15 protein-coding genes are annotated in these 13,386 nt (G+C 51.9%); 4 read left to right on the forward strand and 11 right to left on the reverse strand.

Annotation, left to right across the window (positions count from 1 at the left end; genetic code table 11):
- Positions 1-3: 3 nt before the first annotated feature.
- From KK062_RS15775 to KK062_RS15785, 3 genes are all read right to left on the reverse strand, one after another.
- On the reverse strand, positions 4-540 hold the full coding sequence (locus KK062_RS15775) for a DUF4199 domain-containing protein (protein WP_254085284.1): 537 nt from the start codon (positions 538-540) through the stop codon (positions 4-6).
- 114 nt (positions 541-654) lie between these two features.
- Positions 655-1,086: a helix-turn-helix transcriptional regulator gene (locus KK062_RS15780; protein ID WP_254085285.1), complete on the reverse strand. Its 432-nt coding sequence runs from the start codon at positions 1,084-1,086 to the stop codon at positions 655-657.
- Between the two features lie 101 nt (positions 1,087-1,187).
- On the reverse strand, positions 1,188-2,066 hold the full coding sequence (locus tag KK062_RS15785; RefSeq protein ID WP_254085286.1) for a hypothetical protein: 879 nt from the start codon (positions 2,064-2,066) through the stop codon (positions 1,188-1,190).
- 194 nt (positions 2,067-2,260) lie between these two features.
- On the opposite strand from KK062_RS15785, the gene KK062_RS15790 reads away from it, so the two are divergent.
- Both KK062_RS15790 and KK062_RS15795 read left to right on the forward strand, forming a co-directional pair.
- Positions 2,261-3,262 carry a patatin-like phospholipase family protein gene (locus KK062_RS15790; protein ID WP_254085287.1) on the forward strand — a complete coding sequence of 334 codons (1,002 nt, stop codon included), beginning with the start codon at positions 2,261-2,263 and terminating at the stop codon, positions 3,260-3,262.
- 297 nt (positions 3,263-3,559) lie between these two features.
- On the forward strand, positions 3,560-3,790 hold the full coding sequence (locus KK062_RS15795; protein WP_254085288.1) for a hypothetical protein: 231 nt from the start codon (positions 3,560-3,562) through the stop codon (positions 3,788-3,790).
- Between the two features lie 75 nt (positions 3,791-3,865).
- Here KK062_RS15795 and KK062_RS15800 read toward each other — a convergent pair whose 3' ends face one another.
- Positions 3,866-4,633 carry a 3-keto-disaccharide hydrolase gene (locus tag KK062_RS15800; RefSeq protein ID WP_254085289.1) on the reverse strand — a complete coding sequence of 256 codons (768 nt, stop codon included), beginning with the start codon at positions 4,631-4,633 and terminating at the stop codon, positions 3,866-3,868.
- 142 nt (positions 4,634-4,775) lie between these two features.
- On the opposite strand from KK062_RS15800, the gene KK062_RS15805 reads away from it, so the two are divergent.
- Positions 4,776-5,210 (forward strand): SRPBCC family protein, encoded by a 435-nt coding sequence (locus KK062_RS15805; protein WP_254085290.1) that lies wholly within the window; start codon positions 4,776-4,778, stop codon positions 5,208-5,210.
- Here the strand turns inward: KK062_RS15805 and KK062_RS15810 are convergent.
- From KK062_RS15810 to KK062_RS15820, 3 genes are read right to left on the reverse strand one after another with little or no spacing between them, the layout of a single operon-like run.
- Complete coding sequence (locus KK062_RS15810) at positions 5,207-6,385, reverse strand: MFS transporter (RefSeq protein ID WP_254085291.1); 1,179 nt, start codon at positions 6,383-6,385, stop codon at positions 5,207-5,209. The genes KK062_RS15805 and KK062_RS15810 overlap by 4 nt on opposite strands.
- Positions 6,386-6,393: 8 nt before the next feature.
- A complete protein-coding gene (locus KK062_RS15815; RefSeq protein WP_254085292.1) occupies positions 6,394-6,972 on the reverse strand; it encodes a hypothetical protein in 579 nt (192 codons plus the stop codon).
- Positions 6,921-7,703: a hypothetical protein gene (locus KK062_RS15820; RefSeq protein WP_254085293.1), complete on the reverse strand. Its 783-nt coding sequence runs from the start codon at positions 7,701-7,703 to the stop codon at positions 6,921-6,923. The genes KK062_RS15815 and KK062_RS15820 overlap by 52 nt, the downstream gene beginning before the upstream one ends.
- 113 nt (positions 7,704-7,816) lie before the next feature.
- On the opposite strand from KK062_RS15820, the gene KK062_RS15825 reads away from it, so the two are divergent.
- Positions 7,817-8,515 carry a phosphodiester glycosidase family protein gene (locus KK062_RS15825; RefSeq protein WP_254085294.1) on the forward strand — a complete coding sequence of 233 codons (699 nt, stop codon included), beginning with the start codon at positions 7,817-7,819 and terminating at the stop codon, positions 8,513-8,515.
- A gap of 2 nt (positions 8,516-8,517) precedes the next feature.
- On the opposite strand, the gene KK062_RS15830 is transcribed toward KK062_RS15825, so the two are convergent.
- The 4 genes from KK062_RS15830 to KK062_RS15845 form a co-directional block, all read right to left on the reverse strand.
- Complete coding sequence (locus KK062_RS15830; protein ID WP_254085295.1) at positions 8,518-8,997, reverse strand: SRPBCC domain-containing protein; 480 nt, start codon at positions 8,995-8,997, stop codon at positions 8,518-8,520.
- A 157-nt stretch (positions 8,998-9,154) separates the two neighbouring features.
- On the reverse strand, positions 9,155-10,345 hold the full coding sequence (locus KK062_RS15835) for a hypothetical protein (RefSeq protein ID WP_254085296.1): 1,191 nt from the start codon (positions 10,343-10,345) through the stop codon (positions 9,155-9,157).
- Positions 10,346-10,433: 88 nt separating this feature from the next.
- A complete protein-coding gene (locus KK062_RS15840; RefSeq protein WP_254085297.1) occupies positions 10,434-10,952 on the reverse strand; it encodes a hypothetical protein in 519 nt (172 codons plus the stop codon).
- Between the two features lie 174 nt (positions 10,953-11,126).
- Positions 11,127-13,386, reverse strand: a 2,260-nt coding sequence (locus KK062_RS15845) for a DUF4832 domain-containing protein (protein ID WP_254085298.1), incomplete at its 5' end; no start/stop codon positions are given.

The raw sequence follows: 13,386 nt of genomic DNA on the forward strand, positions 1-13,386 counted from the left end.
CGACTACTCGGTGGCTGGCAGGAACGCCTTCTTGCGCAACAATACGGCACTGAGCAACGTCAGTACAACCCCTACGGGCAGAATCTCCATAACGGTCATGCCAAATCGTATAAACGGATTCTGATACATCACCATCATGTCGTTCATCTCCCGGCTGTACTGTTCCAGTTCGGCTGCGGTGGCACCCTCCTCGCGTTTCTCACGCAGATAATAATCCGCCATTCCATCCATAAAACCGGAGGCCACGGTATGGTAACAGACCTCCCAAACCAACGCATACACGCACGATGCTACCACGGTGATAAGGGCTCCCACGGCCAGAGCTTTTCCAAAGGTAATGGTGCCACCCAGGTGTTGGTCCCGGTACGACTTTATGCCAAAGAATACCATAGACAGGGCAACGACCATTGTCGTATAGCCCACCAGTGTACCCGAGTCGAAGCTCAGCATTCCATCCCGCACGAGCGGTGTCGAGATAAAAAGCATACCCCCGGCAATGGCTCCGGCGATGACGCCGTTAATCAGTACGATCTTTTTCATAGATTTTGTTTTTCCGCGAAAACACGACAGAAAGCCGGTTTTTTTCTTCACCCGAAAGGATGATCCTGAGTAAAATTACGGAAATCACCCGAAAATACGAGGCTCGCAGCCGGCCTACGGAATGAGTCCAAGCGTTTTACCCCGCTCGATCGCCTGGGTGCGACGCCGTACGTCCAGTTTCACAAACAGGTTGGCAGCATGGGTCTTGACGGTATTCAGAGATACAAACAACGCATCGGCAATCTCCTGGTTGGACAGGCCGCGTGCCATAAGCTCCAGCACTTCGAGCTCCCGTTTGCTCAGGCTATTCGTTTCAAAGGCCTTGGCGTTGCGTTGGAATATCGCCGACGGCGGCCCCGCCGTTGCCTTACGTTGGCGGGTCAGGCGTATACCGGCCCAGACACCCAACGTCGTGCACAGCACCGCAATAACAGCCAGGTAAAATTCCAGCGATAGCACATGGACGAATAGCTGGTATTCCAGCAACTTGAGCAACAGAATAAACACAGCGGCCGCCAGGCTATACCACAGGATGGTCTTTTTCATATCTGTAAATCACGCAAAATTTAACCATCCCGGACGGCATAAAAAAGGCCTGCCCCGACGCATCGGAACAGGCCTTTATCAAGAGCATACCAGCCGTCGGCTTACAGATCCTTGTTGGCAACCAGAATATCCACCAGTGCGCTTTCAGCATTACCCAGCGCCGCCACCTTTACACTTTGCGCTTTTCCTTTCGCGTTTACGTACAGCTTCGGGAAGCTATTGAGCGTAGCCGTGGCGATGGTAATGTTGTAAAACTTCTTATCGCCTACGTGGAACGGCTCCACCAGTTCTTTGGAGAAGGTATAGATCCATTCCTCGCTCATGGAGTTGGCCTTCTGTTCTTTTTTAATGGTGATCAGTTTGGTACCGTCCTGGTATACATTTGTTACACCGTCTTCGTACTTATAGCTTAGCGGCATGTTCAGGTCGCGCTTGACCGGGTAGAGAGTCTTGATCACTTCTTTTTCTTTGGCCTGGTATTCGTCGGCGTTTTTTATTTCAGCTTCACCGTTGTACAGTGCAATATACTCGTCCACTACCGCTTCGTCGAGGGCGTTGCCTGCGATCAGGTCCTTTTTGAATTCACTGTCGCGCCGGGAGGAGCTGAAGCTGCGGTTCTGCAAAACAAAGTCGATTACATGGTTCTTGGAAATGAGCGATACGTTGGGCAGCAGCTTGATCAAAGACTTGCCCGACGGTTTAAACACTACTTTGTAGCCGTGCATCAGCGAGAACTGCGGGTTTTCCGAGTTATAGTCCCATCCTTTGATCGAGATGAGCGTGTCGCCACTGAGCGACAGCACGGCGCAATCGGTTTTAGACATACCAACCTTGCCGGCGAACTTGGCGTACGGAGCTTTGTCTCTTACAATGACATCTTTTTTCACGTCGATGTCATGATACTCCTTCGCCTCTTGTGCGAAGACTTGTGCCGACGCCAGGGTTATGGCGGCGACGAAATACAATGTGTTCTTTTTCATGTTTTGCCGTGGGCTTTTACGGCCGTAAAAGTACGATTATACGTGCGGCCTGCGTCGACTAAACCGTGCGCAACATAACCGATGTACTATATCGCGTATTTTCCGCATGGACAGTACGAGAATACTATTCCGATTTATACAACTACCACTATAATTCCGTCGTTAAATTTCTATACCTTCGCAGGTAACCTGCTATGAAACGATTTCTTTTTGTACTCCTGACGCTCAGCGGCACAAGCTCGTACGTGTTTGGCCAATATACCAACCTGGTGTTCGAAGGCGCCGGCATCCGCGGCGTAGCGTATGCCGGTGTGATCCAGGAATTGGAGCACCGTAACCTGCTCGTAAACGTGCAACGTGTAGGCGGCACGTCGGCGGGTGCGATTGCGGCGATGACCTTATCGTTGGGCTATACGGGCAAAGAGATCGAAGACATTATCTACAACCTCAAACTACAACGCTTTAACGACGGCAAATTCTTCTTTATAGGCGGCATGTCCCGCCTCAGTCACCGGTACGGCTGGTACCGGGGCAAAGCATTCACCCGATGGCTGGAAGAAATCATCGCGGCTAAAACCGGCGACGCCAACATCACTTTCGGGCAGCTGCACGACCGTCGTTTCCGCGACCTGTATGTAACCGGCACAAGCCTCAATCATCAAAAGCTGCTGGTGTTCTCGCACGAGCATTATCCCGATATGAAGGTCAAGGATGCCGTGCGCATCAGCATGTCCATTCCGTTGTACTTTGAAGCAGTATGTATCGATTCTGTGGGACGTGTTGTCGACCACCGACAGGCTACTACGCGCGACGACATTATGGTAGACGGCGGCTTCATGGGCAACTACCCCATCTTCCTGTTTGATTCTATACCTGTCCCGGGCACACGCATCGCCGCGTCCCACACGCTTGGCTTCCGCATCGACACCCCCGAACAAATTCGATACGACACCAGCCGCAACGGACTGGCCCCTATAGATATCGACCGGTTTAATCAATACCTGGGCGCCTTCTATAGTTACGTGCTGGAGAACCTAAATCGCTCGGGACTGACAGACGCTGACTGGAAACGTACGGTGTCCATCAGCAGCGGCACCATCGGCCCCAAGATCCGGAAGCTTTCCGTCAATGAAAAAGACACGCTGATGAGCAACGGCCGGGTAGCCTTGCAGCACTACCTCGACTCGCTGCCGTAATCCGGCGGAAGGTTGCCAACAATTCGACGATTTTTTGCAGATTCAAGAGCCGCCAATAAATAAACTGGTTAACAACCAGTTAGCAACGCACGTCCAAAACAGATCGGCATCCTTAACCTGCGCACTGTCAGCCGATCACATCGTATTTTCTGAAGTTTCGCGACCGGCGTAAAGTCATCGACGGGGGGCTTTGAGATAACAATTTTGCATGTATTTTAGCGACCCGATTTTTCCAGATGCCGGCAAGCCTTGTTGCCCGGGACTGGAAAGATCCTTACAGTTAAACAAAATCAATCTATGGCCAAGGAAATTGCAGCAAAAGAAAACCCAGTGGTAGACGCATTAAAAAAACTCAAAGAAGAGGAAGCAGAATTGGTTGCCAAACTGAAGCCTTTACAAGAGGCAATCGGTGCGCTGGAAAAGATCATCGACAAATCTGTTAAGAAGATTAAACCCGCAAAAGATAACGGAGGCGATGCTTCGTCTGTCGAGGAAGTTGTAGCCGAATCTGTAGAAGAGGTACAATAGTCCGCCCGTATCAAGGCATTAAAAAAGTTGCAGGGACATAGTCTCTGCAACTTTTTTTATTTCGTATTTTCTCCTTTAAAAGTTGGTATCCGCTTTCTTCAGATCCAGCTCTTTAATCCAGATATTTCTATAGAGCACGTCGTGGCCTTCTGCCTGAAGCTTCAATCCTCCCGGCACGTCCGTTATTCCTTTGCCTCCATCATTTCCTCCGTCGATCCCCGAGTTGGGTCCGCCCCATACCTGGGTAATGGCGTGATTGGTGTGGATCTTCTTGCCATTGAAGTAGATGGTCACCAGCGGTTGCTCGGTGCGCTTGCCGTTGACGAAACGGGCCGCGCGGAAAGTAATGTCATAGGCGTTCCATTTGCCGGTGCCGTTATACGCGCTATAAGGGGCTGCCGCTTCGTTGATTATCGCGGCCAGGCCGTGGGTAGTGGAGTCGCCGTCGAGCACCTGGATCTCGTAGCGGTTTTGAAGATATACGCCGCTGTTGCCGCCGGGCTTCTCGATCAGAAACTCGATGTGCAGGCGGAAGTCGCGGTATTCTTTTTTGGTCACGATATCCGCGGCGCCGTATTTACCACCGGCGCTGGCAGGGTCGTTGGTGTTCACGACAGTACCCTGGTCCACAGGATCTTTCACGACCTGCCACTTGATGGGCAGTGTAGCAGCGAGGCGGGGGCCTTTCCAATAGGTCCACTTGGCGTCGAGCATGGCGCGTGAGCCGTCGAAAAGCACTTCGGCCTTTTCAACAGGCTTGGTACCTACACCTACCTGTGCGTGGGCCACGGTAGCGGTCAGCACGATCAGAAATAACAGCGTAAAGATTCTGGTTGTTTTCATAACATACGTTTTAGATGCATTCAAGTAAACGAAAATGCGCTCCATCTCCAATGCCTATTCCACATTCGGTATTTGTATTTTCTCTCAATTATCCACTACTTTCCACAGGCCTGATCTCAGGCTAACCTTAACCATGATCACCATGAACGATGTATTCTCCGCATCCGTCACAATCCATGCTACTCCCGCTGTTGTTTGGGACGCGCTCACCCTTCCCGCGCACATGGCGCAGTGGATGGGTGAGCCGGAAATGGAGATTCGTGTTGTCACGGATTGGCAGGTAGCGTCACCGATCGCCATGCAGGGTATTCATCATGTGCCTTTTGAGAACAACGGTGTTGTGCTTCGGTATGAACAGGAAAAACTGCTATGCTATACGCATCGCAGCTCGCTGTCGCGGTTGGCAGATTTGCCGAAGAATTATTCCATCCTTACATTTTCTTTAGCGCCTGACAACGGACATACGCAGCTTTGGCTGGAGATCCGGAATTTTCCGACGGAGAGTATTCAGCAGCATTTGGAGTTCTATTGGCGAACTACGTTGACAATGCTGAAGGAGTGGATTGAAAAACGTTAGGGAACAGGGCGGCGATCGGTAAATACCAGGACCAGCGTAACAACGCCGATGGCAAAAAAGCTTATGACCAACGGGAACACGCCGTGTATCATGAAGTGGCTGATAAGGGCGCCGAGGGAAGAGCCCACAAAGAAGAATAACGTACCATAGACAGACGCCGCCATGCCGGCCATCTCTCCCATGGGCTCCAACGCCAACGCGCTGCTGTTGGGTTCTACGGCAAGGTTGATGGCCAACATAATCGCCAGGGCGACAAAGAATACCAGCATATCCGGCGGATCGCCGGCCACCACCGTGACGATCAACAGCAACGAGCCGACGATAGTATAGACGACAAGCAGTCCCTTTACCGTACGCCGGGCGCCATAGCGTGACGAGAGACGTGAGTTTGTAAAGGCACAAAGCGACATCAGCAATCCGATGCCGGCAAAGATCCAGGCAAACAATTCGGGCTTGCCGTAGATCTCTGCGATGATACGCTCTGAGCTCGCAACATACGAGCTGAGCGCAGCAAAGAGGATGGTCGTCGTGGTCATGTACCGAAGAAAGACGCGGTTGCCGATCACCGCCCAGACGTTTTTACGAATTGTTGCCCACGCCAGGGGTGTCCGACGTTCGGGAGGCAAAGACTCGTGTAGCCGGAATGACCACAGAAACACCACCACGGCAAACAACGGCGGCGTCAGGAACACCATTTGCCACGACGCGACCGACATAATGGCTATGCCTAAGAACGGGGCGAAGATCGGCGTAAACAAAAAGATTGTTAAGATCAGCGACATGGTGTGCGCCATCCGGTCGCCTACAAAACGGTCGCGGACGCCCGCAATGGTCGTCATAAAGACTGCCGATGCTCCCATACCTGCCAGAAACCGCGCCACGTACATCAGCGTCAGCGTTGGCGCAAAGGCCGCTGCCAGGCCGCCGGCGATGTATAGCGGGAAGCCAATGCGCAGGATGGCCAGCCGGCCAAAACGGTCTGACAATACGCCGAATATAATCTGGGCAACCTGGCCCATAAAAAAGAAGACAATGATCTGTGCCGTGGCCGTGGATTCCGGGGCCAGGCCGAAATGTTCGCGCAGCTCGCCAAAGGCCGGTAACATAATATCAATCCCCAGGGCTGTCAGCATCATGGTGCATGCTGACAAGGCGATAAACTCCGCTGTTTTCATTCATTAAATTATTGTACGTTCCCTTGGCACACAATATTTTTCTCCACAGGATAATCGTCGACTACCACGCCAAAGGGGGTAATTGTCACGGGGTAAGGAATGTTGTCAGTAATATCGGTCTGATCGAATACGCTACCGTCAACGTCTTCCATCAAAATCGGGCTGTCATCTGTCTGCTCGATTGCGCACCCGATGGTCAGATCGGCTTTTTGTAGCTGCACGAAGTTCGCTCCCTTCTGACCAACGGTGGGGTCATTGCCCATCGGCTGTATCAGATAGGCGATGTGTGATTCCCCCGTACTCATGACACCTTTGAAACTCCCACCAAAGAACCTGGCAATGTATTTTTGATCGGTTATTTCCAGGTCGGAATTTAGCCGAAGTATGGCGTTGTCATAATTTGTATCCAGTGCCAATAAATACTCTTCGCCATCGGCCGTCAGATCACAGAAATCTCTATTTATAGATTTGAAAGCAAGCATCTGTCCATTCCAATCCAGACTCAATAAAAACGTCCTGTAATCGTGTTGATATTTCAGGACGACAACGATGCGTGAAGCTCCGGGTAAAACTTTTGATACATACATTCCTGCACCTGCAGTTGCACTTGTTTCTCCCAAACCCTCGCGCCATCGTCGCGAGTTTTCCGTATGATAACCTTGAACCCGTTCGTAAAAACATGAGCAACCTGCTGACCAAAGGCGGCTGAACGTGTCGAAAATCCAAACATATCGGGTCGGTGCGACCATTTTACGGTTCGCTGAACATCGGAATGAATTACGACAGGATAACCAATACTATAGCCCGATAATATCACGGATGCATCCGAAAGCACAGTAAGGTACGGCATGACCATAACCTCCTGGAGATCATAATCATATGCGTCTGCCCCAAGAACATCGCCGGAAGCGGATATCCGGATCACCACCGGATGACTGTAGTGAGCAAACTGATTTTCTCCGGACCTCGCCAGGATGAGAAACTCTGAATCAGATGATTTTGCGACGTCATAGCCGAAAAGCGTCTCCTCCTCCGTGGCATGGATGATTTTCGACCATTTGACCGCGCCGGTGGGTCCCACCATGAATACACCCAATTTGTAATTTGTCAAATCGTCATTGCCGAGACGGACATTTGTTACGACCACATGATCACTGCCAAACGACACCACACCGGGTGTTCTCGAATCCAAATCATGCGTTGTTCCATAAGCGATTTGAAACAGGCCGGCAGCGTCAACAGAGTCGTCGTCATTGTCGGAGCAGGAAACAGCCAGAGATAATAATAGAAAAAGAATGAGAATTCGTTCTAATCGCATGCTAATAGGATCGTGAGGAAATATGCACACCTGGGGCGTCCAGGAAGCAAATATACGTATCAATTAAATTATAATAGCGTTATTTATTTGTAGTTTGGTCGACAAGCTAAACCATGCGTACCATCCGACTAACAACGCTCCTCCTACTCTGCCATTTCATTACTGTTGCCCAACTTGCAGATGACCGTTTTGTCAGTTACGCCAACGCACCCGGCGCGATTTCATTATACTGGAAAGACGCCAAAGGCCAGCCACTCAAAAGCCTGCAAGGCTTAAAGCAATACATAGAGAAGCGGGGAAAAACACTGGCTTTTGGTATGAACGCCGGCATGTACCGGCCAGATAACTCGCCCCAGGGCCTATTCATCGACAACGGCACGATCCGACAGCCCCTGGACACCCTTTCCGGAGGGGGTAACTTCTACATGAAACCCAACGGCGTATTCTACATTACCACACACCACCACGCGGGCATACGCACAACACCGCGCTTCACGTCACACGACACGATTACGTTTGCCACCCAGTCAGGGCCCATGTTGCTGATTGATGGCGCCGTACATCCGGCCTTTAAGAAAGGCTCGGCGAATCTCAACATCCGAAACGGCGTAGGAATACTTCCTGACGGACAGGTACTCTTCGCCATGTCGAAAGAACCCGTTAACTTCTATGACTTCGCGCAGTTCTTTCTTAGTAAGGGTTGTAGCAATGCCTTGTACCTCGACGGCTTTGTGTCACGCACCTATCTACCCGCGCAGGACTGGAAACAGTTAGACGGCAACTTTGGTGTGATGATTGGCGTAACCGAATAGACTTACCGTTCGACGTATTGAGCCAGGTTCGCCAGTGTTGATTGAATGCCCTGTTGATGGTCCTCGGCCTTGATGCCCAGGGGTACATTCTCACAGACTACGTTGACATTCGTCCCGTGGCGCTCCCGCACCAAAGTAGTCGTAATTTTCATTTCACCGGCAAAGGCAGGATCGTCCGATTCAAACTCCACTAACTCGACAATACGCTGATGTGGAATCAGTTCCGCGAAATGCCCATGAAAAACATCGGCATGCTCCGAAGTCTTGCCGGTTACAGAGTGATCCGATTCGTCATAGCCGAACGACATCCGGAAGGTTCCGCCCGGCCGTGGATTAAACTCATAAATCTCAGCGTGCATGCCCTGTGGCGGACGCCAGGCTGCAATTGCCTTCGCATCCAGGTATGCCGCATAAATTACCTCGGGCGTTGCGTGAATGACGCGGGCAGCAGAATCGGTTCGTTTGGAAGTTGTTGTATTCATAACACGGAATTGTTATGAGGAAATCCGACAATAATGATGCCTGACGCTATCACCACCAGGTCGCCCTATACCAAAATGCCCCATAATCCAAATTGGTTATGGGGCATTTTTTCAAGAGAGGAATTTTGAGACAGCTCCTGCTGCGCTATATACTACATTAAAATAACTGCCCCAGCCGGAAGGTATAATTGATGTTGATCGAATAATCGGCGAAAGCCGCATCGCCCTGGACCGACACCTTTTCAGACTCATTTGTAATCACAGAATTTTCCAGGTTCTGCCGGGCGATGTCGGCAGCGCTCTTGATGCGGTTCCTGATAAAATTGTAGGGCACAAACAAGGCGATGCTGTGTTTACCCGCGCGATACGAAACGCCCGACTCAACGGCTACCACATAACCCGGACGCCGGTATGCCACCTGACCGCCAAACGCATCGTAGGCCGGAATACCCTCCCAGCGACCCGCCAGCGACAGGGTAACATTTCTCGTCTTACCGACAGAGGCCATAAAGCCCGCACGGGCAAAATACTGATCGGGTGAAGCATATTCGTTATAGCCATGGAGCGTGCCCAATGTATTGCCGTTAGCATCTTTCACCACCGTCGGGGCCGACTTGAACGAACCATTTGTTTCACGTGGGTTGAACAGATAATATCCATTCGCAAAGCCGTAAATTCTTCCATACAGATGGCGGAATCCCTGCACCTCGACCGAAATACCAACGCCGCCGTCACCAGGCTGTAAGGCCTGGTCCATGACAACACACTGCGTGGTACCGTCTGCCTGTGGCGCATCATCCTTTACCGAGTGGCTGCCGGTGTTCAGCTTCACGCCCAGTCCTATGGACAGGTTTCCTTTGTCGGCGTGCATGGGATCCAGCACCCAATAGCTGGCGCTCAGCCGGATATCACCCAGACCTTTTGCGTAAACACTATACCGCGAAGTATCGCCCGCAGTTGTTCTCAATACCTGGGAGCGTTCGTTATGCACATAGGGAATCGCCAGGTTCAACTGGATGCGGTCGGAAAGACCATACGATACATTGATATCGACGGCATGCGAGTAAATATTGACAGCGTTGCCGCGTTCTTTGCCGTCGGCTCCATGGCCGCCACCGGTAGTCTGCCGTTCCTTTTGTTCCTCCGTGCCGACAAAGTGGCGCCACGAATGAAAGTAACGATAATTCAACCCAACCTGAAACTCATTCCTGGGCAGCGTATACCCATTCGACGACAGTGGATTAAGTCCCCCCATCTGGCGAACAGCCACACAACCTTGTGCCCGGGCGTCCATACAAGCAAGCGACGCCAATACGATCAATATCGAAATGTAAAATTTGTAGTTCATAGAAAAGCTATTAATTGTGAATGAATAAAATAGCCAGCATGATTCATGCAGGTCATAGCGACCTACAGGCACGCTGGAATAAAACAGATCACGATAGCTTTTCCGGGGGTGGAGAAATGACCGGGTATTCGACATCCGGCAACGCCAGGCAAACCCGGCATGGTGGATGCTCTACATATAGGCTCGTCATGGTATCAGAAATGACGAGACCGGCGGTGGGTTGAAAGTCTTTAAAGAATTTAGCAATGACTTGCAGGGCTCGTCCACTGGGCAGGTTGTTGACGATCTTCGAATAGTCGGTCATCGCCAGGACAAGCTTGCTTTGCCGGACGTTTCGCAAACACACCAATTGCACCAGGTCTCCGTCCACCTTTTGCCGCACAACCGTATACTGTTCACCCTGGTATTCAAAGGACCTGGGTGAAGACGGTTTATATTCGCCCGCGTGCACGGGATACGGAAGGGAAAAGGACAATGACAGGATCAGTTCGTCGGCGGCTGTATAATGACCGGCATTCGCCCGCTGGGCCAGCACTTTTTCTGCCTGATAAAAGGACACCAGGAAAACAGCATAGTAACCCCCTGCATGAAACAGGAATATTAGCAAGAAGAATATCGCTAATGATCTTTTCAGGGTCAAGGTTGATTAAGGCATATACTAGTTACAGAGAATTATCCAGAAAAACAACGGGGCACACGACTAACGCCTGTTTGCTTCAGACCGCTGATATGCCGTTAAAGATAATGCTAGCCCAGGAACGCCCGGGCTAGCATTTCTACATCAATTATTGACCTTCACGCGTTGGGTCTCCATACCCGCCGGCGTTCTTAATTTTACTACATAATAGCCTTGCAACGCATGAACATCCACCGTGGCCTCGTGAGCACCTGCATCCTGAACCCCGAGGTCAACGGTACGAACCTTCTGGCCTAACACGTTGATCAGCTCCAGCGACACTGTACCCTTACCAGCAAGTTTATATTGTACATGCAAAGTAGACTTTGCCGGATTGGGATATACCACGAGCGATGTCGATTGCTCGTCTTGCGCGTCGGCGATTGCACGCTCCGGTGCACCCGTCCGGGCAGCAGGCGCCCCGCCTACTATATACGGTGCACCGGCACTCCCCGATGCGGGCACATAGCCAACCGTTGTCCAGCTGGCGTTTATCGAACCGACAGCCACCCGTATGGTCGCCGCCAGCGTACCCAGCGATGCGCGCGGGACGGAGGCTTCTAATACCGTTGTATTCTTCACCGCGGTGACGGCGCCCAGCGAGCTCCACGTCCAGCCGGTGCCCGTGCCGGTATATTGATACAGCGTTCCGTTTTCAACCATGAAGTTAAACCCGGTAGAAGACCAGCTGCTGCCGGTATATTCATTGGTTCCCGAAGTATTGTTATCGGTATCGATGAAAAGCTGATAGTTTGCGCCGATCGAAGTGCCCTGTGCCAGAATGTAGACGTTGTTTGCGCTATTCGCCGCTTTCAGGCTTGTCAGCCCTCCGGTGCCATTGGTGGCAATAGTGGGAACTGAACTCCACTCGCCGGCATTGCCGTCTACCACAATCGTTGTGGCTCCACCACCGGAAGTAGTAGTGGTGGCGCTGGCCTGGTTGGAGTTCGGCGAAGTGCCTACGGCGTTCGTTGCCTTCACGATATAATAGTACGTGGTGCTTGCCGACAGTCCGGTATTGCTATAGGTCGTCGCGGTTAGCCCGCTGGTCACCTGTGTATACGGCCCGCCGTTCACCGTCGCGCGGTGTACACTGTAGCTCGTCGCGCCAGCCGACGCGGTCCACGACAAATTGATCTGCGAAGCCGACGCCGCACTGGCTGTCAGATTAGTTGGTGCTGCCGGAACGCTTGCCGTGGCACTGACTGTCAGCGTTGCGTTCAACTTGTTAAAGCCGGTGGCAGACTCCCATGTGCCGGTGTTGGCAAACTGGACGCTGTATTCCGGTCGGGTGGCAACGGCCCCGTTATTACTCATATCGCTGAGGTGTAGCAACAGCTCATACGTGCCCGCGGGAACATTGGACGGCAGCGTCAGCGTCTTGTTCAAAGCAACGTTCTGGCCTGACAGCCAGAAGCGGGTATCGGCATTGGTACCCGTTATGTCGACTTTGTAGACCGTCGACGTACTCGTATTGCGAAGCACGAGCTTGAGTGTTCTCGCATTAAAGGGAGCCGCAAACCCAACGTTCTTTGCATTCAACGCAAAGCTGATCGTACCGCCTACCGTGGCCGACGTCGAATAGGTACCATTGAGCATCACAAATCGGTATCCAAACCGGCGCTTGATCTCGGCCATACAGCCGCCATCCTGCCAGTCACTATTCACTTCATTGTTGTAATCCGAATTCAGATACGAGTAGTTAAGCAAGTCCAGGTCTGCAACCGCCTGCCCGCTGCAGTCGTTTTGCGGGCTGAACGCATCGCTGCACGTCTCTCCGCCGACGGCGCCATACTTGCTGTCGTTGGCGGCATAGGCTTTCAGGATGGTAGTCTGATCGGATGCCGAAGTGGCCGATGTGCCATAGTCCCAATAAGTGCCCTGATCATCCGTCGCAGAAAGAAAACAATCGTTGTGAAACCCGATCCGCGAAATGTTGGTACCGTTGTACGCTTGCCCCGCGGTGATGGCGGCGGATGTCACCGGTGCATTGATACCATATATAAATTTCTGTTTGATCTGCGGATACCGCACCTGCACCGTTCTGTTCGCCGGAACAGCATCGAGCAATGCCGTGATCACATCCAGCCGGTCCTGCCAGTTTTGATCGGTCAGCTTACCTTGCACCGAAGCATCGCCAAAGTAGTCGGTATAATACTGCTCACCCCACACGCCGATAAAACCACTCTGCACGGCCAGGATGACGTCGCTGTTGTTTTGAAAATACGGTTTCAACTGGGCAATGTGCCCCAGCACCACAGACTTCGGCGCATCGCCGTACGGCGGACAGATCCAGCTTCCGCAGGACCCCGACGGCGCCGTGATGGTATACGAGAACCGGCTCATCAACCGCACCCCCGCCGTT

The sequence above is a fragment of the Dawidia cretensis genome (assembly GCF_018598175.1).
Taxonomy (GTDB): Bacteria; Bacteroidota; Bacteroidia; order Cytophagales; family Cyclobacteriaceae; genus Ohtaekwangia; species Ohtaekwangia cretensis.

What these genes read in the sequence shown, in the direction of transcription:
- KK062_RS15815 (WP_254085292.1), bottom strand. Translation starts at nt 6,972, where the DNA reads ATGTATGTATCAAAAGTTTTACCCGGAGCTTCACGCATCGTTGTCGTC.
- KK062_RS15805 (WP_254085290.1), top strand. Translation starts at nt 4,776, where the DNA reads ATGAACGATGTATTCTCCGCATCCGTCACAATCCATGCTACTCCCGCT.
- KK062_RS15810 (WP_254085291.1), bottom strand. Translation starts at nt 6,385, where the DNA reads ATGAAAACAGCGGAGTTTATCGCCTTGTCAGCATGCACCATGATGCTG.
- KK062_RS15780 (WP_254085285.1), bottom strand. Translation starts at nt 1,086, where the DNA reads ATGAAAAAGACCATCCTGTGGTATAGCCTGGCGGCCGCTGTGTTTATT.
- KK062_RS15790 (WP_254085287.1), top strand. Translation starts at nt 2,261, where the DNA reads ATGAAACGATTTCTTTTTGTACTCCTGACGCTCAGCGGCACAAGCTCG.
- KK062_RS15830 (WP_254085295.1), bottom strand. Translation starts at nt 8,997, where the DNA reads ATGAATACAACAACTTCCAAACGAACCGATTCTGCTGCCCGCGTCATT.
- KK062_RS15800 (WP_254085289.1), bottom strand. Translation starts at nt 4,633, where the DNA reads ATGAAAACAACCAGAATCTTTACGCTGTTATTTCTGATCGTGCTGACC.
- KK062_RS15835 (WP_254085296.1), bottom strand. Translation starts at nt 10,345, where the DNA reads ATGAACTACAAATTTTACATTTCGATATTGATCGTATTGGCGTCGCTT.
- KK062_RS15795 (WP_254085288.1), top strand. Translation starts at nt 3,560, where the DNA reads ATGGCCAAGGAAATTGCAGCAAAAGAAAACCCAGTGGTAGACGCATTA.
- KK062_RS15785 (WP_254085286.1), bottom strand. Translation starts at nt 2,066, where the DNA reads ATGAAAAAGAACACATTGTATTTCGTCGCCGCCATAACCCTGGCGTCG.
- KK062_RS15775 (WP_254085284.1), bottom strand. Translation starts at nt 540, where the DNA reads ATGAAAAAGATCGTACTGATTAACGGCGTCATCGCCGGAGCCATTGCC.
- KK062_RS15820 (WP_254085293.1), bottom strand. Translation starts at nt 7,703, where the DNA reads ATGCGATTAGAACGAATTCTCATTCTTTTTCTATTATTATCTCTGGCT.
- KK062_RS15825 (WP_254085294.1), top strand. Translation starts at nt 7,817, where the DNA reads ATGCGTACCATCCGACTAACAACGCTCCTCCTACTCTGCCATTTCATT.